The sequence below is a fragment of the Paenibacillus sp. EPM92 genome, from assembly GCF_016586185.1.
GTDB classification, from domain to species: domain Bacteria; phylum Bacillota; class Bacilli; order Paenibacillales; family NBRC-103111; genus Paenibacillus_G; species Paenibacillus_G validus.
Genome location: NZ_BCPS01000015.1, coordinates 1 through 18,322, shown reverse-complemented (window position 1 = coordinate 18,322; position 18,322 = coordinate 1). Strand labels below are relative to the sequence as shown.

At 53.1% G+C, this 18,322-nt stretch carries 17 protein-coding genes, 1 rRNA gene and 1 pseudogene; 18 read left to right on the top strand and 1 reads right to left on the bottom strand.

Going from position 1 to position 18,322, the window contains the following annotated elements; genetic code table 11:
- Positions 1 to 101 precede the first annotated feature (101 nt).
- Positions 102 to 218: ribosomal RNA gene (rrf, locus tag JMF85_RS02710) — 5S ribosomal RNA — on the top strand.
- Positions 219 to 373: 155 nt separating this feature from the next.
- Here the strand turns inward: rrf and pdaA are convergent.
- Entirely contained in the window at positions 374 to 1,129 is a 756-nt protein-coding gene (gene pdaA, locus JMF85_RS02705) for a delta-lactam-biosynthetic de-N-acetylase (RefSeq protein ID WP_236595711.1), read from the bottom strand.
- Between the two features lie 511 nt (positions 1,130 to 1,640).
- Between pdaA and JMF85_RS02700 the strand changes: the two genes are divergently transcribed.
- The 17 genes and pseudogenes from JMF85_RS02700 to JMF85_RS02620 form a co-directional block, all read left to right on the top strand.
- Entirely contained in the window at positions 1,641 to 2,102 is a 462-nt protein-coding gene (locus JMF85_RS02700; RefSeq protein WP_054797071.1) for a CtsR family transcriptional regulator, read from the top strand.
- A 36-nt stretch (positions 2,103 to 2,138) separates the two neighbouring features.
- The gene (mcsA, locus tag JMF85_RS02695) at positions 2,139 to 2,657 is read left to right on the top strand and encodes a protein-arginine kinase activator protein McsA (RefSeq protein WP_127608800.1); all 519 of its coding nucleotides are present in this window, start codon (positions 2,139 to 2,141) and stop codon (positions 2,655 to 2,657) included.
- A 29-nt stretch (positions 2,658 to 2,686) separates the two neighbouring features.
- Positions 2,687 to 3,763: a protein-arginine kinase McsB gene (mcsB, locus tag JMF85_RS02690; protein WP_054797072.1), complete on the top strand. Its 1,077-nt coding sequence runs from the start codon at positions 2,687 to 2,689 to the stop codon at positions 3,761 to 3,763.
- A gap of 72 nt (positions 3,764 to 3,835) precedes the next feature.
- A complete protein-coding gene (clpC, locus tag JMF85_RS02685; RefSeq protein WP_127608801.1) occupies positions 3,836 to 6,280 on the top strand; it encodes an ATP-dependent protease ATP-binding subunit ClpC in 2,445 nt (814 codons plus the stop codon).
- A 167-nt stretch (positions 6,281 to 6,447) separates the two neighbouring features.
- On the top strand, positions 6,448 to 7,815 hold the full coding sequence (gene radA / locus JMF85_RS02680) for a DNA repair protein RadA (protein WP_054797073.1): 1,368 nt from the start codon (positions 6,448 to 6,450) through the stop codon (positions 7,813 to 7,815).
- Between the two features lie 48 nt (positions 7,816 to 7,863).
- Complete coding sequence (disA, locus tag JMF85_RS02675; RefSeq protein ID WP_054799679.1) at positions 7,864 to 8,913, top strand: DNA integrity scanning diadenylate cyclase DisA; 1,050 nt, start codon at positions 7,864 to 7,866, stop codon at positions 8,911 to 8,913.
- Between the two features lie 76 nt (positions 8,914 to 8,989).
- A complete protein-coding gene (gene pssA / locus JMF85_RS02670; RefSeq protein WP_127608802.1) occupies positions 8,990 to 9,727 on the top strand; it encodes a CDP-diacylglycerol--serine O-phosphatidyltransferase in 738 nt (245 codons plus the stop codon).
- A 151-nt stretch (positions 9,728 to 9,878) separates the two neighbouring features.
- Positions 9,879 to 10,976 carry a PIN/TRAM domain-containing protein gene (locus tag JMF85_RS02665; RefSeq protein WP_127608803.1) on the top strand — a complete coding sequence of 366 codons (1,098 nt, stop codon included), beginning with the start codon at positions 9,879 to 9,881 and terminating at the stop codon, positions 10,974 to 10,976.
- 99 nt (positions 10,977 to 11,075) lie between these two features.
- Entirely contained in the window at positions 11,076 to 11,783 is a 708-nt protein-coding gene (gene ispD / locus JMF85_RS02660) for a 2-C-methyl-D-erythritol 4-phosphate cytidylyltransferase (RefSeq protein ID WP_127608804.1), read from the top strand.
- Positions 11,780 to 12,265 carry a 2-C-methyl-D-erythritol 2,4-cyclodiphosphate synthase gene (ispF, locus tag JMF85_RS02655; protein WP_054797074.1) on the top strand — a complete coding sequence of 162 codons (486 nt, stop codon included), beginning with the start codon at positions 11,780 to 11,782 and terminating at the stop codon, positions 12,263 to 12,265. The genes ispD and ispF overlap by 4 nt, the downstream gene beginning before the upstream one ends.
- Positions 12,266 to 12,305: 40 nt before the next feature.
- Positions 12,306 to 13,757, top strand: coding sequence for a glutamate--tRNA ligase (gene gltX, locus JMF85_RS02650; RefSeq protein WP_127608805.1), 1,452 nt, complete (start codon positions 12,306 to 12,308; stop codon positions 13,755 to 13,757).
- A 404-nt stretch (positions 13,758 to 14,161) separates the two neighbouring features.
- Positions 14,162 to 14,830 (top strand): serine O-acetyltransferase, encoded by a 669-nt coding sequence (gene cysE, locus JMF85_RS02645; protein WP_127608806.1) that lies wholly within the window; start codon positions 14,162 to 14,164, stop codon positions 14,828 to 14,830.
- The gene (cysS, locus tag JMF85_RS02640) at positions 14,820 to 16,235 is read left to right on the top strand and encodes a cysteine--tRNA ligase (RefSeq protein ID WP_155615620.1); all 1,416 of its coding nucleotides are present in this window, start codon (positions 14,820 to 14,822) and stop codon (positions 16,233 to 16,235) included. Before cysE ends, cysS begins: the two co-directional genes overlap by 11 nt.
- Positions 16,232 to 16,765, top strand: coding sequence for a Mini-ribonuclease 3 (locus JMF85_RS02635; protein ID WP_127608807.1), 534 nt, complete (start codon positions 16,232 to 16,234; stop codon positions 16,763 to 16,765). Before cysS ends, JMF85_RS02635 begins: the two co-directional genes overlap by 4 nt.
- Before the next feature lie 16 nt (positions 16,766 to 16,781).
- Positions 16,782 to 17,522, top strand: coding sequence for a 23S rRNA (guanosine(2251)-2'-O)-methyltransferase RlmB (rlmB, locus tag JMF85_RS02630; protein WP_054797076.1), 741 nt, complete (start codon positions 16,782 to 16,784; stop codon positions 17,520 to 17,522).
- Between the two features lie 37 nt (positions 17,523 to 17,559).
- Entirely contained in the window at positions 17,560 to 18,075 is a 516-nt protein-coding gene (locus JMF85_RS02625; RefSeq protein ID WP_054797077.1) for an NYN domain-containing protein, read from the top strand.
- Between the two features lie 114 nt (positions 18,076 to 18,189).
- Positions 18,190 to 18,322 (top strand): annotated as a pseudogene (locus tag JMF85_RS02620) (RNA polymerase sporulation sigma factor SigH); the annotation flags it as partial.

The window sequence follows — 18,322 nt, the reverse complement described above, 5'->3', positions numbered from 1 at the left end:
ATCAAAGCATTCAGCATGCTGAGTTTCGTATCCAGTTTTCAAGGTGCAAGCCGCCTTGAATGGCAAGATCTGATGTTTCGCGGCAGAAGCATCAACATCCGTTTGGTGATGATGGCGGAAGGGAACCACGCGTACCCATCCCGAACACGAACGTTAAGCCTTCCAGCGTCGATGGTACTTGGACCGCAGGGTCCTGGGAGAGTAGAACGTCGCCAAGCATCCATAAAAGTCCGTTTGGAATTTATCCAACCGGGCTTTTATTTATTTTACCGCAAATAGCGGAGATCACGCATCATGATTCAGCTATGAATAAAAAATCAAAGAGCCAGCATGAGCGTAATACTGCCCCGTTCTCGCTGGCTCTTTGTCTTGCTTAAGGCGTTCGAACACTCATTTCCCCCAAACTTTTGAACACATAACCTTGCCGACGCGCTTCATCGATAATGCTGGCCAACGCATCCGTGTTATCTTTGGAAATCGAATGAAGCAAGATAACCGCTCCAGGATGAAGCTGCGAAGTCACTTTATCATAGGCGTATTTCGCCCCTCTCTGATCCTTCGTGTCCCAATCCTTGTAGGCGATCGACCAGAATACGTTGATATAGCCGAGCTGTTTGCTTACATCCAACGTCCGTTCGTTAAATATACCCCGTGGGGTACGTAAATATCGCATTTCCTGTTGCCCTGTTACGGCGGTAACCTCTGTCTTGACCTTCGTTAATTCCTCACGAATGCGGTCCGCAGAAATTTGACTCATGTCGGGATGATGCCAAGAATGATTACCGATCAGATGACCTTCTTGCACCATCCGCTTCAGCAGCTCGGGTTGACTTGTGACGTAGTGGCCTGTGACAAAGAAAATGGCGGGCACCTGCTTTTGTTTCAGCACGTCCAGAATTCGGGACGTATACCCATTCTCATAGCCGTTATCAAAAGTTAAATATAATTCTTTTTGGGAAGTATCTCCGGTGAAGATCGCTTCATATTTTTGCAGCAATGATTTAAAGCCTTCTTCATCGATGGAGGGTAACTGGCCGTTTACGCTTTTTTTAAATCCGAAATGATAGGGTCCGTCAGCATAGGCTGGAATGGCTGAGATCGAGAACTGGCTAACCAGGGCCAGTGCCACAGTGAGGACGAAGTAGCAGATCCGTTTCAAAATAGGTTCACTCCTTACGGTCAGATTAGCAACGTAGACAAAGCTGCCACGCCGTTCATACACTGTATTGTGCCACCGTCTGGAACGGATATGTGTTGTCCGCTAAGGGTGCCGAGGGGGTGTAGTGGTTGATTTCCCATAGTCTGGGTATTGCTGAGGGGTGATCGAAGGTTGAAGCACCCTGGTAATCAGATGACGGAAATAGATGTGGATAGCCGATTTGAGTCCTTGATGTATATCGTGGAGAGCCATGTAAATAATGAAAACATAATCCCACTGAATTTAAACATAATAACTGTAGATCGATGAGGTCCGAAATGAGGTCAGAATATGCATCAGCGCATGAGGTTTAAGGCGTTAGGGAATAGTTGCATTCTTGTGTAAATCTGCTATAATGTTTTTAAAGTCAAAGAAAGTCAAAGTCAGAAACAAGACTAAACCTTTGACGTTTTCTTCAACTTTAGTCGTGGAGGTCAAATGGATGCGCAATGTTTCAGAAGTCATTGAACAGTATCTGAAGCAAATTTTGCAGCAGAGCCCCGACGGCGTGGTCGAGATCCAGCGCAATGAACTGGCCGATCAATTCAATTGCGTTCCATCGCAAATCAATTATGTGATCAGTACCCGCTTTACCTTGGAGAAAGGTTACGTTGTCGAAAGCAAGCGCGGCGGCGGAGGGTACATACGCATTCAGAAAATCGGGCTGCATTCGCAGGGTACGGTGCTCGACTTTATTTTCCAGAATATAGGCACGCACATCGACCAGACCGCATCTGAAGGGCTCTTGTATCAACTCGAGGAAGGCAAGTACATTACCCGGCGGGAAGCATGCTTAATGAAAGCGGCGATGGCCCGTGAAGTGTTGGCCTTAAAGCTGCCGCTGCGGGACGAAATTCGCGCCAAGCTGTTGAAAGCGATGCTGATATCGCTGCTGGGCAAATAATTAACCTTCAATTCATGAACTGAAGGAGGGGCCGTCTTGATCTGTCAGGAATGCGGAAAGAAACAAGCGACGCTTCACTTTACGAAAATACTGAATGGCGAGAAAACCGAATTTCACATTTGCGAAACATGCGCCAGAGAGAAGGGGGAGCTCATTCCGGGCACTCCGAACGGATTTTCAATCCACAACCTGCTGAGCGGGCTTCTTGATTTCGAGCCGTCTTCGCACAATGCGTCTGCTTCTAAAATTCAACCTACACGCTGCGAACACTGCGGCTTGACGTACAGTCAGTTCAGCAAAGTCGGAAGATTCGGCTGCAGCGAGTGTTACAAGCATTTTACAGAGAAACTGGATCCGTTGTTCAAGCGGGTTCACGGCAATATTGTGCACACGGGCAAGGTTCCGAAACGATCAGGCGGGTTAATTCAATATAAACGCGAAATCGACTCGCTGAAGAAAGAACTGCTTGTGCGCATTGAGAAAGAAGAATTTGAGCAAGCGGCAAAGATCCGAGATCAAATTCGGGAATTGGAACGAAAAATATCAGAAGCTTAAACGATGGACGATAGAGAGGAGGATTCCTAATGGCGGAAGTGCACCGCTTTACGGAAAATGCGTTAAGCGATTGGATGAAGGGAGATGGCCCGGACTCGGATATCGTCATCAGCAGCCGAATCCGTATCGCCCGCAACGTAAGAGCGTACCCGTTCCCTATGCTGGCGACGAACCAACAATCCAAGGAAGTGCTCGATAAAGTATCCGAAGTGCTCGGGAACGAAGAACTCGATACGATCAGCCGGTTTACGCTGCTCCCGTTGTCCGAATTGGATGAGTTGAAGCGAAGGGTGCTCGTGGAGAAACACTTGATCAGTCCGGCGCTCGCTAACGAGTCGCGGAACGGCGCGGTCATTTTGTCCGACAACGAATCGATCAGCATCATGGTGAATGAAGAGGACCATCTTCGAATACAATGCTTGTGCCCCGGTTTTCAGATTAAGGAAGCGTGGGACTTGGCGAATCAGATCGACGATTTGTTCGAAAGCCATCTGGAGTACGCGTTTGATGAGAAACGGGGCTACATGACAAGCTGTCCGACTAACGTGGGAACCGGCATTCGAGCCTCGGTCATGATTCATTTGCCGGCGCTTGTGCTAACGCAGCAAATTAACCGGATTTTGTCGGCCATCACACAGGTGGGGCTGGCGGTGAGAGGACTGTACGGGGAAGGCAGCGAGGCACTGGGCAATTTATTCCAAATTTCGAATCAAATTACGCTGGGTCAATCGGAAGAAGAAATTATCGATAACCTGCACAGTGTCGTCCGGCAAATCATTGAGCATGAACGGGCGGCACGCCAAAAGCTGGCGCAAGAAAGCAGAGCGAAGCTGCTCGACCGGGTAAGCCGTTCTTTCGGAATTTTATCGTATGCGGCTATTATGGATTCCAAGGAAGCGGCCCAGCGGCTTTCAGATGTGCGGCTAGGCATTGATATGGGCTTTATCAAGAAAGTGTCTCCTCAGGCGCTGAATGAACTGCTGGTGATGACGCAACCAGGTTTTTTGCAGCAAACAGCAGGAGAAAAGCTATCGCCTGAAGAAAGAGACATTAGAAGAGCGCAGCTGATCCGGGATAAAATGTCCGAATCGGATGAAGCTCGCTGACATCAGGATAAGCCTCGTCTTGTGGTTAACGCAGCATAAATAAAATGTATACCAATCTTGGAGGTGTTACTCATGATGTTTGGCAGATTTACGGAACGTGCGCAGAAAGTGCTCTCTTTGGCTCAAGAGGAAGCAGTCCGATTGGGTCATAACAATATCGGAACCGAGCATATTTTACTCGGACTGATTCGCGAAGGCGAAGGGATCGCGGCTAAAGCTTTGATCGCGCTCGGCCTCGGCCTGGAGAAAATTCAAGACGAAGTCGAATCGCTCATCGGCCGCGGTCAAGAACAACCTACCAATATCGCCTACACGCCTCGTGCGAAAAAGGTAATTGAGCTGTCGATGGACGAAGCCCGCAAACTCGGCCATACGTATGTCGGCACCGAACACATTCTGCTCGGCCTGATTCGCGAAGGCGAGGGCGTGGCGGCGCGCGTGCTTAACAACCTCGGCGTCAGCCTTAACAAGGCGCGTCAGCAAGTGCTGCAGCTGCTGGGCAGCAGCGAGGTCGTATCGCCGAGCCACGGCAATCCCGTTAACGTGAATACGCCGACGCTGGATGGCCTAGCGCGCGATTTGACGGCTTACGCGAAGGAAGGCAATCTGGATCCGGTTATCGGCCGGAGCAAAGAGATTGAGCGCGTCATCCAAGTGCTGAGCCGCCGGACCAAGAACAACCCGGTCTTGATCGGGGAGCCCGGGGTGGGTAAAACGGCGATTGCCGAAGGCCTCGCGCAAAAAATAGTGGCTAATGAAATTCCGGAGACACTGCGAGACAAACGCGTCATGACCCTTGACATGGGTTCGGTGGTGGCCGGAACGAAATACCGCGGTGAATTTGAAGATCGCCTTAAAAAAATCATGGACGAAATTCGTCAAGCCGGGAACATCATTCTGTTCATCGACGAGCTGCATACGCTCATCGGCGCAGGAGGTGCAGAAGGCGCGATCGACGCTTCCAACATCCTGAAGCCGGCGCTGGCTCGCGGCGAGCTGCAATGCATCGGCGCGACGACGCTTGACGAGTATCGCAAATATATCGAGAAGGACGCGGCGCTTGAAAGACGCTTCCAGCCGATTACGGTCGATCAGCCGTCGCCGGAAGAAGCGATCCAAATCCTGCACGGTTTGCGCGATCGCTATGAAGCGCATCACCGCGTGAAAATTACGGACGAAGCCATTGAGCAAGCGGTCAAACTGTCCGATCGTTACATTACGGACCGGTTCTTACCGGACAAAGCAATCGACTTGATTGACGAAGCGAGCTCCAAAGTGAGACTTCGCTCATACACGGTACCGCCAGATTTGAAAAATATGGAAAATAGGCTCGAGGATATCCGCAAAGAGAAGGATGCTGCGGTGCAAAGCCAAGAGTTCGAGAAGGCGGCATCCCTCCGCGATACCGAGCAAAAGCTGCGCGAAGAGCTCGATTCCACGAAGAACGAGTGGAAAGAGAAGCAAGGCCGCACCGATTCCGAGGTAACGCCGGAGGATATTGCACAGGTGGTCGCCAGCTGGACCGGCATCCCGGTAGTCAAATTGGCCGAAGAGGAAACGGAACGCCTGCTCAAAATGGAATCGATTCTGCATGACCGCGTTATCGGTCAAGACGAAGCGGTGAAAGCCGTCAGCCGTGCGATCCGCCGTGCGAGAGCCGGTCTGAAAGACCCGAAACGCCCGATGGGCTCGTTCATCTTCCTTGGCCCGACCGGGGTTGGGAAAACAGAGCTGGCGCGTGCACTGGCCGAGTCCCTCTTCGGCGACGAGAACGCGGTAATCCGGATCGACATGTCCGAGTACATGGAGAAGCACTCGACATCCCGTCTGGTCGGCGCGCCTCCGGGATATGTCGGTTATGAAGAAGGCGGCCAGTTGACCGAGAAGGTCCGCCGCAAGCCGTACTCGGTTGTCCTGCTCGACGAGATCGAGAAGGCGCACCCGGAAGTGTTCAACATCCTGCTTCAAGTGCTCGAGGACGGCCGTCTGACCGATTCCAAAGGCCGTACGGTCGACTTCCGCAATACGTTGATTATTATGACCTCCAACGTCGGCGCGGACGTCATTAAGAAAAATTCGACGCTGGGCTTTACCGCGGCGCACGATGCGGGCAGAGACTACAATAACATGAAAGACAAAGTGATGGGCGAGCTGAAGAAAAGCTTCCGTCCGGAATTCTTGAACCGGATCGACGAAATCATCGTCTTCCATTCGCTCGACGAAACGCATATCGCGCAAATCGTAACCTTGATGGCCGACGAGCTGCGTAAACGTCTTAAGGAGCAGGACGTCGACTTCGTGCTGACGGACTCCGCGAAGGCGTTCTTGGCTAAAGAGGGCTTCGATCCGAGCTTTGGAGCCAGACCGCTGCGCCGGGCCATTCAGAAGCATATCGAGGACCGCTTGTCCGAAGAGCTGCTTCGCGGAAACATCTCGAAAGGCGATACATTAACGATTGATGAGAAGGATGGCGAACTTGTCGTTCAACGAAATCAAAGCGTAGGCACGGAAGCCTAGGAAACAGATTTTCCCGCTGTCGGGTATACCGGCAGCGGGTTTTTTCTTTATTTGCATACAGCTTTGGACGAAAGCTTTTTTTATTTTGCCTGACATGGCTATAAGGGTTTTCAAGGATTCTTAGGCATGGTAAACTTTGTAATGGAACTTAAGTCGGGAGAAGAAATATGAGCAAAACGAAAACGAAATTTTATTGCCAGCAATGCGGGTATGAATCGCCGAAATGGCTGGGCAAGTGTCCTGGCTGTGAAGCATGGAATACGTTCGTCGAAGAAGTGGAGACGGTCAGCAAGAGCAGGGGCTCGCACACTTCGATTACCAATAAGAAAGAAAAAGCGATTTCGATCATAGACATAGAAAGCAGTGAAGAAGCCAGGATTGTCACGCGGAACAAGGAGTTGAACCGGGTGCTCGGCGGAGGCTTGGTGCCGGGCTCGTTAATTTTGGTCGGAGGCGATCCGGGTATCGGGAAATCGACGCTGCTGCTTCAAACCTCGCATGAGCTCACGGCGCAGATGTTAAAGGTGCTGTACATCTCGGGCGAGGAATCGGTACGGCAGACCAAGCTACGCGCGGATCGCCTGCAGGCGGTATCGCCCCTTCTGTTCGTGCTGAGCGAGACGAATGTGGAATTTATCGAGGCGGCGATCGAAGAGGTGCAGCCCGATTTTATCGTTATCGATTCGATTCAGACCGTGTACCATCCGGCCGTGGCGTCAGCACCGGGAAGCGTCTCCCAAGTTCGCGAGTGCACCGGGCATTTTATGCGGATCGCCAAGGTTAAAGGTATCGCAACCGTACTTGTTGGCCATGTTACTAAGGAAGGGGCTATCGCTGGGCCTCGTCTCCTCGAACATATGGTCGATTGCGTTCTGTATTTTGAAGGAGAGCGGCATCATTCATACCGGGTGCTTCGGGCCGTTAAGAATCGATTCGGCTCGACGAACGAAATCGGGATTTTCGAAATGCGCGAAAGCGGGTTGGTCGAAGTCGACAATCCGTCCGAGCTGTTCTTGTCCGAGCGCCCGCTCGGCGTTGCCGGCTCGACGGTCGTCGCCAGCATGGAGGGGACCCGGCCTGTGCTTGTGGAGCTGCAGGCGTTGATTTCAACGACGAACTTTCCGTCCCCGAGGCGTATGGCGACCGGATATGATCACAACCGGCTCTCGTTAATTATAGCCGTACTGGAGAAGCGGATGGGCATGTTTCTCCAAAATCAAGACGCATATCTGAACGTGGCGGGCGGGGTGAAGCTGGATGAGCCGGCCGTCGATTTGGCGGTTGCCGTCAGCATCGCATCAAGTTTTCGCGATCAGCCTACCCAGCCGTTCGATGTTGTATTCGGTGAAGTGGGATTGACCGGGGAAGTGCGCGGCGTGTCCCGCGTCGATCAGCGCGTCCGTGAAGCCCAGAAGCTCGGCTTCAAACGGGTCATTATGCCTCAGAAAAGTTTAAAAGGTTGGACACCCCCGAAGGGGATCGAAATCATTGGCGTGCAGACCGTTGCGGAAGCGCTGTCCGCCGCTTTAGTTTAGTCGTCAGGAGGGACATCTTTGAGCAAGGAAGATCTAAAACGCGACGTAATGAGCCAATTATTGCAACTGGTGTCGCCGGGCACCCCGTTTCGGGACGGACTCGAGAATGTGCTGCGCGCCAAAACGGGCGGGTTGATCGTAGTCGGCTACAGTCCGGAGGTCATGGAAATTGTGGATGGGGGATTTTCCATTAACTGTGATTTTTCCCCGAATTATTTATATGAATTGGCTAAAATGGATGGCGCGATCATTCTCAGCGAGGACTTGAAACGTATTTTGTATGCCAACACGCAGCTTATCCCCGATTCCTCGATTTCCTCTTCGGAAACCGGGATCCGGCATCGTACGGCCGAACGGGTAGCGAAGCAAACCTCGAAGCTCGTCGTGTCCATTTCCCAGCGGCGTAATGTCATTACGTTGTACCAAGGAAATCTTCGGTATGCGTTGAAGGACATCGGCGTCATACTAACGAAGGCCAACCAGGCGATCCAAACGCTTGAGAAATATAAGTCTGTGCTCGATCAGGATATGACGAATCTGGGAGCTTCCGAATTCGAGGAGCTCGTTACGCTGCACGACGTCACCAGCGTCATCCAACGGATTGAAATGGTGCTGCGGATTAAAGCGGAGATTAATCGATATATCAACGAACTCGGCAACGAGGGGCGTTTGATCAGCATGCAGCTCGAGGAATTGGTAGGCAATACAGAACGCGAGGCTTATTTGCTCGTCAAAGATTATATTAAGGAATGCAACGAAGAGAAGGTCAGGGACGTGTTCGCACAGTTGAAACGGCTTGCCAGCGATGAAATTCTCGATCATGCGCAGATCTCAAGATTGCTCGGCTATCCGCATATTTCCGCCGGCGCGGAAGAAATCGTGTCGCCGCGCGGCTACCGCGTGTTGAACAAAATTCCTCGGCTGCCGTCGATTATCATCAATAATCTGATTGAACGCTTCCGGCAGCTTCCGCACCTTATGATGGCGACCATCGATGAGCTGGATGAAGTGGACGGGATCGGCGAAGTGCGGGCCCGGACCATAAAAGAAGGCTTGAAGCGTATCCAAGATCAGGTACTCATTGACAGACATATCTAACTTGCATACAATCATAAGGTGGCCTCATATACATATTGGTATTGGGGCACAGTAAAACCAGAGGTGGATCAAATACATGATAGCAAAATCTCTCCCGAACCTGTTCACGATTGGGAATCTTTTTCTGGGTATTATCGCGATTATCTCCGTATTTAACAATAAACCTGAGCTTGCGGCTATCATGGTGATCGTGGCGATGCTGCTTGACGGTTTGGACGGTCGCGTAGCAAGGGCGCTTAATGCGCAAAGCGAATTCGGCAAAGAACTGGATTCGTTGTCCGATGTCATCTCGTTCGGCGTTGCCCCGGCATTCATTATGTATGTCGTCGCTTTCACGGAGCTGAATGCAGCTGCCGCTTGGATCGTCACCGCCATCTTCCCCATTTGCGGGGCTTTGCGTCTCGCTCGCTTCAATGTAGTTGCCGGAACGCCGGGTTACTTTATCGGCTTGCCGATTCCAGCTGCAGGCGGCGTTCTGTGTACGCTTGCGCTGTTTCACCAAGAACTGAATACGATCGTGCTTGCGTTGTCGACGCTGCTCTTGTCCTATTTAATGATCAGCACCGTGAAGTATCCGAACTTTAAGAAAATCGGTATCCCGAAAGCGGCGATTTGGATTACGCCGGTCGTCGTGATTGCCGCCGTCGTCCTGGCGATTCAATTCCCGGGTACCTTATCCAAGATGATCTTCGTACCGCTGCTGTTATATGCGCTGTACGGGCTAAAAAAAAACGTTGATCGAGTCTTCTTCTTCCTCCGCCGCAAACGAAAAAAAGCGGTAGATGAGCCGGAGTCCAAGACCACGGCCATCTAAACGGAACAAAGCGAAAATGAAAAGCATTTATTTTCCGAAAGGGAAATAAATGCTTTTTTGCATTTTCTTACCTTGGCTACGATTAGGCAGAGAGCTTTTGGTTCATAATTGTAACTAGAATGCAAAATAGGATTTTATGGAGGTGAAGACTATGATGAAAAAATGGTTCCAGCTCTTGTTTGCCGTCGTCGGGGGAGCATTGGGGAACGGGTGGAGTGATACGTTAGGTAAACCTTTTTTTGAAGTCATAGCATCAGTCATCGGGATAGAAACGATCCAAGGACAAGCCGTTTGGATGTTCGCGATCGGCGCGCTTGTGTTTTATTCCGTAAGCGGATGGACGCTCGCATATTTGCTGCGGATGATCCGCAGCGGAGAAGAGCGTGTCGCTCACGTGCCGGTTACCGATTTGTTAGCCGGTACGACCGGTATGGGCGTAGGACTGCTCGTGTCTTCGCTGATCTTGCAGCCGCTTGAGCGCTCGGGCTTTTCCAATCCGCTCCTGCATATGCTGTGTATCGGCGTGCTGGGGTACGCCGGCTATAGGCTGGGGACGGTCAAAAAAGAAGAGCTCGTGGCTATGCTGGAAAAGCGCGCCGGGGATCGGACACGCCGGGCCCCTGGTGAAGTGAAAGGTTTTGAGGAACACAAAATTTTAGATACGAGCGTCATCATCGATGGGCGAATCGCCGACATCTGCAAGACCGGTTTTATTGAGGGGACGTTGGTCATACCCGAATTCGTACTGGAGGAACTGCAGCATATTGCCGATTCCTCCGATTTGCTGAAGCGCAACCGGGGACGCCGAGGGCTTGATATTTTGAACAAAATTCAAAAGGAGCTCGACGTTAAGGTATTGATCTATGAAGGAGACTTCGAAGAAATCTCCGAAGTGGACAGCAAGCTGGTGAAGCTGGCGAAAGTGCTGCAGGGCAAAGTGATTACGAACGATTTCAACCTGAATAAGGTGTGCGAGCTTCAGGGCGTCTCGGTGCTGAACATTAACGACTTGGCCAATGCGGTCAAGCCGGTCGTGCTGCCGGGCGAGGAGATTCTCGTTCAGGTGATTAAGGACGGTAAAGAGCACGGTCAAGGCGTCGCTTATTTGGATGACGGCACGATGATTGTCGTGGAAGGCGGACGCGATTTTATCGGAACGACGCTGGATGTGCTGGTGACAAGCGTGCTGCAGACGTCGGCAGGCCGGATGATTTTCGCCAAACCGAAACTATTGGAAAAAGCGCTCTAAAGCGTTATGATAGAGAGGATGCGTTTTTCCGGGGTAAGCAGATGAAGCGAGAATGCGGGCTGCGAGGAAAACGCCAGACGGTTTGGGCAGGTGGACGGTTTGAACACAGGCGTTGGCGTCGTCATTGTGGCGGCCGGTAAAGGTACGCGCATGGGCACGCGGGAAAGCAAACAATATTTGCAGTTAGACGACAAGCCGATTCTGGTTCATACATTATCGGCGTTCAATCGGATGCCGTTCGTGGACGAAATCGTGCTGGTGACGGGAGCGGGCGATGTAGACCGCTGCCGGTCTTATGTGAGGGCATACGGTCTCTCTAAAGTAACCGCAATCCTCGCAGGCGGGAAGGAACGCCAAGATTCCGTCTGTCAAGGGCTGTCGGCGCTGGGGGACCGCGTCGAATGGGTGCTCGTTCACGATGGCGTGCGCCCGTTTGCAGCGGAAACGCATGTTCGGGCTTGCTTGCGGCAAGCCGAATTGACGGAAGCGGCGGTGCTTGCCGTACCGGTGAAGGATACGATCAAAATCGTGAACAGAGAAGGCGTCATAGAGGCGACGCCGGACCGCAGCAGCTTGTGGGCGATTCAAACCCCGCAAGCTTTTCGTCTTGCCTTGCTGTTGGAGGCGCATGCGAAAGCGCGAGAAGAAGGCTTCACGGGTACGGACGACGCGATGCTGGTGGAACGGCTCGGGCGGCAGGTATCGGTTGTCGAAAGCGATTATTATAACATTAAGATTACGACGCCGGAGGATTTGCCTTGGGCGGCGTGGATACTACGAAACGTCAGGGGAGAGGGAAGCCAATGATTCGCGTAGGGCAAGGGTTTGATGTGCACCAATTGGTCGAGGGCCGCAAATGCATCATCGGAGGCGTCGAAATTCCTTATGAGAAAGGACTGCTCGGTCATTCCGATGCGGATGTGCTGCTGCATGCGTTAAGCGACGCTATTCTCGGCGCTCTGGCGATGGGGGATATCGGCAAGCATTTTCCGGATACGGATGCGGAATTCAAGGATGCGGACAGCTACAAGCTGCTGCTGCACATATGGAAGCTGGCGACGGAAGCGGGGTATCGGCTCGGCAACGCGGATTGTACGATCATCGCGCAGAAGCCGAAGATGGCTCCATACATTCCGGCTATGGTGGAACGGATTGCCGCTGCGCTCGGCGCGGAAGCGTCGCAGGTGAACGTCAAGGCGACGACCACCGAGCAGCTCGGCTTTACCGGACGAGGGGAAGGCATCGCCGCGCAGGCGATTGTCTGTCTGGTTCAAGGTGTGCTATCATAACGAGTATTAGTTTCAAGGGAGACGGAAGGAGAATGGGGTCATGGCAAATATTCGCGTAAGGTATGCGCCGAGTCCGACCGGACATTTACATATCGGGGGCGCCCGTACCGCATTGTTCGACTATTTATATGCCCGCAAGCATGAGGGGCAGTTCATTATACGCTTCGAGGATACCGATCAGAGTCGGCACGTGGAGTCCGGTGTGGATAGTCAGTTGGAAGGCCTGCGCTGGCTCGGCATCGATTGGGACGAGAGCGTCGACATCGGCGGACCGTACGGGCCTTACCGGCAGACCGAACGGCTCGATCTGTATCAACCGTTCGTGGAGCAGCTGCTGCGCGAAGGGAACGCCTATCCTTGCTTCTGCACGGAGGCCGAGCTGGAGGCGGAGCGCGCCGAGCAAGAAGCGGCCGGCCATATGCCGATGTATTCGGGCAAATGCCGTCACTTGACAGCGGAGCAAGCGGAAGCTTACCGGGCCGAAGGGCGCAAGCCGTCCATCCGTTTTCGCGTGCCGGCCAATAAAGTGATTGCGTTCGAAGATCGCATCCGGGAGCATGTCGAGTTCGAGTCCGCGGGTATCGGCGACTTTATTATCGTCCGCCCGGACGGGATTCCGACCTATAACTTTGCCGTGATCCTGGACGATCACTTGATGAAAATCACGCTCGTCATCCGCGGCGAGGAGCATCTGACGAATACGCCGCGTCAAATTATGATGTACGAAGCGCTTGGACTTCCGACGCCGGAATTCGCGCATTTATCGCTCATTCTGAACCAGGACCGCAAGAAAATGAGCAAGCGCGACGAGTCGATCATTCAATTCATCGAGCAGTACAAAGCGCTCGGCTACCTGCCGGAAGCGGTGATGAACTTTATCGCGCTGTTGGGCTGGTCCCCGAAAGGCGAAGAGGAAATTTTCAGCAAGGACGAGCTGATTGCCCAGTTCGACTTGGACCGTGTGTCGAAAAGCCCGGCCGTGTTCGATATGGATAAGCTTAACTGGATGAATAATTTATATATTAAAAAAGCCGATCCGGAGAGAATCGTAACGCTCGCACTGCCGCATCTGCAGCAGGCCGGACGGTTGCCCGCGACGCTGAGCGACGAACAGGCCGAGTGGGTCCGCGCGTTGGTGGGGCTGTATCAGGATCAACTTCGGTACGCGGCGGAAATCGTACCGGTCTCCGAGCTGTTCTTCCGCGAGGACGTGCAGCTGGATGACGAGGCGAAGGCTATGCTCGCCGAAGAACACGCCCCGATCGTGCTCGGCAGCTTCCAGAAGCAGGTGGAAGGCGCATCTGACTTCAGTGTGGACACGATTAAAGCCTTGGTCAAAGCGGTCCAGACGGAAACCGGCTATAAAGGCAAACCTCTCTTTATGACGATCCGCGTCGCTTTGACCGGCCAAATGCACGGTCCGGACCTGAATATGACGATCCGTCTTCTGGGCCGGGATACCGTGCTTGCACGTCTGAAGAAGTTATTGTAATGCGTCTAGTTTTCTGCTAACATCTTAAACAATACCATATGCCAACGGCGACGAACGGGAAAGTACGCAGATATGAGGATTCCCAGAGAGGACGACCGGCTTAGACGGCCGGCTGCGAGTTGTCCATTCCTTATTCGGCGGAAGTGCACCCGGGAGCCGTAAAGACGATCTGACTTTCAGCGGAGACCAGGGTTATCCGCTGTCGCTCATCAGGGTAGTTTTTACCGTAGCGTTCACGATACGAACGATGAAGATGGGAGTGACGGGCCGCGCGAAGCTGCGGGTTCGTTCAACCAAGCAGAGTGGAACCGCGAAGAACAACGCCTCTGCAGCCGAATCGGGCTGCAGGGGTTTTTTGTTATTGCGGCATTTTATCAAGGTTCAGGGGAAGTGGGGTCCCAGCTATGTTCAGCAGAATGAAAGAAGACATCGATACGATATTTGAGAATGACCCTGCCGCGCGAGGCTGGTTCGAGGTTGTATTTACTTACTCCGGTTTGCATGCGCTATGGGCGCACCGGGTGGGGCATTGGTTTTATAAGAAGCGCTGGTTTACGATCGCACGAATCATTTCTCAAGTCAGCCGCTTCATGACAGGCATAGAGATTCATCCGGGGGCGAAGATCGGCAGAAGGTTTTTCATCGACCACGGCATGGGTGTGGTGATTGGGGAAACGTGCGAGATCGGGGACGACGTGCTGCTGTATCACGGGGTGACGCTCGGGGGTACGGGGAAAGAGAAGGGCAAACGGCATCCGACACTCGGTAACAATGTCGTCATCTCGGCCGGAGCCAAGGTTCTGGGCTCCTTCACGGTCGGAGAAAATTCAAGGATCGGCTCGAACGCGGTCGTGCTGTCGGAAGTGCCGCCGAACAGTACGGTGGTCGGCATCCCGGGACGGATCGTGAAGCGGGACGGGGTGCGCGTCGGACGGCTGGAGCACAACAATTTGCCGGATCCGGTCATCGAGATGTTCCGCCAACTGCAGGAGCAGGTCGATGAACTGAAAACGAAAGTGACGCACCTGGAATCGGAACGAAAGAACGGAGGAAGCGAATCTCATGACGCTTAAGATTTACAATACGTTAACCCGCAACAAGGATGAGTTTAAGCCGCTCACAGCGGGACAAGTAAACATGTACGTATGCGGGCCGACGGTTTACGACTATATTCATATCGGCAATGCACGGCCGGTCATCTTCTTCGACGTGGTGCGTCGATATCTCGAATCGATCGGGTACAACGTGAAGTATGTCGTTAATTTTACGGATGTGGACGATAAGCTGATTAAGAAGGCGGCAGAAATGGGAACGACGGTTCCTGAAGTAGCCGACTTGTTCGTGCAAAAGTATTATGAAGATACGAAAGGGCTCGGCGTTCGTGAAGCGACCGTGCATCCGCGAGTGACCCAAAATATGGGCGAGATTATCGCGTTCATCTCGGGCCTTGAAGCCAAAGGGCTTGCCTATGAAGCGGGAGGCGACGTATTCTTCCGCACGTCGAAGTTTGCGGAATACGGCAAGCTGTCGCAGCAAAATCTCGACGAACTGCAGTTCGGTATCCGTGTCGATGTCGATCAGCGCAAAGAGAACCCGCAAGATTTCGTGCTCTGGAAAGCGGCGAAGCCCGGTGAAATCAGCTGGTCGAGCCCTTGGGGCGACGGCCGCCCCGGGTGGCACATCGAGTGTTCCGCCATGGTTCGCAAATATTTGGGCGAGACGATCGATATTCACGGCGGGGGACAGGATTTGACATTCCCGCACCACGAATGCGAAATCGCGCAATCCGAAGGTTTAACCGGGCATCAGATGGCTAATTACTGGATGCATAACGGGTTCGTCAATATCAATAATGAGAAAATGTCGAAATCGCTCGGCAACGGCATAACCGTACACCAGCTCTTGAAGACGATTCCCGCGCAAGTCATTCGTTATTTCATGCTGTCGGGCCATTACCGCAACCCGCTCAATTTCAGCGACGAGGCCGTGGAGCAGGCCAAAGGCAGCTTAGCCCGCATTGAAAACTGTATCTCCGCGCTGAAGCATCGCCTGAAATCCGCAGCGGCGGAAACGGGGGGCGCTCCCGCTGCAGCGGATGCCGCGATTGCAGCAGCGGTTCAGGACGTGAAGGCGCAATTCGAAGCGAAAATGAACGACGACTTCAATACGCCGGATGCGATTACCGCCGTATTCGAATTAGTCAATGTGGCCAACCCTTACGCTAACCGCGAGGAAGTGAATGCGGCTACGCTGGAGCTTTTGCTGCAGCAGTTTGCGGCGATGGACGATGTGCTCGGCATTCTGGCGCCCGAAGCGGACGATTTGCTTGACGAAGAAATCGAGCAGCTGATCGCCGACCGTACCGAAGCCCGCAAAAGCAAGAACTGGGCTCGTGCGGATGAAATTCGCGATCTATTGACTGAACGCGGCATCGTGCTGGAAGATACGGCTCAGGGCATTCGTTGGCGGCGCAAATGACGGGGAACGGACGAGACGAGTTGAAGCCTGAAGTTGGAAGTGAATCGAGAAGTAACACTGAATCGAAACGTGATCCAGGACCGGAACCGGATCCATTCGGCGTTAACCTGTTTGCGTTTCCGCCGGCCCGCGAGCCGCGGCTGTTGAACCCTCTGGTGCTCGCGTACATGGGAGACGCCGTGTACGAGGTGTTTATCCGGCAATATGTGGTGTCGCAAACGAACCACAAGCCGAATCATTTGCATCGGCTCGCGACTCGGTACGTATCGGCCAAAGCGCAGGCCAAATCGTTAACGCGGTGGCTTCCTCTGTTGACGGAGGAGGAGACGGACATCGTGAAGCGCGGCCGCAACGCCAAGTCCGCTACGAAGGCGAAGAACGCGGACGTGCTCGAATACCGGCACAGCACCGCGTTCGAATGCTTGATCGGTTATTTATATTACATGCGCCGTTGGGAACGGCTGCTGTTCTTGCTGAACTTGTCGTTGGAGCGGGAAGAAGAAGCTGAACTCAAGAAATCTAAACTATAACGAGAGGACGACCTGCATGGAAGAAATCATTGGGGGCAAGCATTCCGTGTTGGAAGCGCTGCGTTCCGGCCGCACGATCAATAAAATATGGGTGGCCGAGCAGGCGCAAAAACAGCTGACGCAGCCGATCATCGCGGAGGCTAAGCAGCAAGGGGTTATCGTCCAGTTCGCCGATAAGCGGAAGCTGGATCAAATGGCCGGGGACATTCAGCATCAGGGCGTCGTCGCGCAGGTGGCTGCGTACGACTACGTAGACGTCGAGGATTTGCTTGCGCGCGCGGCGGAGAAGAATGAGACGCCGTTCCTGCTCATTTTGGACGAAATCGAAGATCCGCACAATCTCGGTTCGATTCTGCGGACGGCCGACTGCACGGGCGTACATGGCGTGATTATTCCTAAGCGGCGGTCCGTCGGATTGACAGCGACCGTCTCCAAGACATCGGCCGGCGCCGTTGAATACGTGCCGGTTGCGCGGGTCACGAACTTGGCACAGACGATCGAGCAGTTGAAGCAGCAGGGCGTCTGGATCGCCGGTGCGGACGTGGGCGCCAAGGCTCCGCTTTACCAGACAAACTTAAATTTGCCGCTGGCGATCGTGATCGGCAACGAGGGCAAAGGCATTGGCCGGCTCATTCGGGAAAAGTGCGACTTTCTTCTGCAGCTGCCGATGTTCGGTCAAATCAATTCACTGAACGCGTCGGTTGCCGCTTCCGTCTTTATGTACGAAGTGGTGCGCCAACGGCTTGCGGCACAGTGAGCGGCCACAGCCGGTTTGATCTCGGCGGGTGGTCGGCATGATCCAAGAAATTTTGATTGTGGACGGGTACAACATTATCGGAGCGTGGCCGGAGCTGCAGAAGCTGAAGGAAATCCGGCTCGAAGAAGCGCGGGACCGGTTGATTCAGATCATGGCGGAATACCAGTCGTACTCCGGGATGAAGGTCATTCTCGTCTTTGATGCTTACTTTGTACCCGGGCTGGGCGGTAAATACACACAGAGCAAGCTCCCCATCTATTTTACGAAAGAGAAAGAAACGGCGGACGAGCTGATTGAAAGATTGGTGGTCACCCATATCGGGCGGCGTAAGCAGATTTATGTAGCGACTTCGGATATGACCGAGCAGCACGTCATCTTCGGCAAGGGAGCCTACCGGGTTCCGGCCAGCGAGCTGCTGGTGAAGGTTCGCCTTGCGCGTCAGGAAATCCGGCGTAAGATCAAGGATGAGGCCGAAACCAAGCGAAATACGTTCGACAGCCGCTTAAGCGACGAGCAGCGCAAACGGCTCGAGGATTGGCGGCGTGAGCGATAAAATAGCGTAAGGCCGTGGGCTTTGAAGCTTTTGCTAGCGCGAATTTTATTGACGATGTTAGGTTACATAATGTATACTAATCCTATCTTTCAAGCGCAGGCCGGAGGGATTGTGGTGAGTGTCGACTTCAAAGAATTGAGAATGTACGAATACGACCTCAAGGCAGACGAAGATGTAGTCGAAGCGGTCCGCGAAGGCGATAGCGATGCGCTGGAATACTTGATTAACAAGTATCGAAACTTCGTAC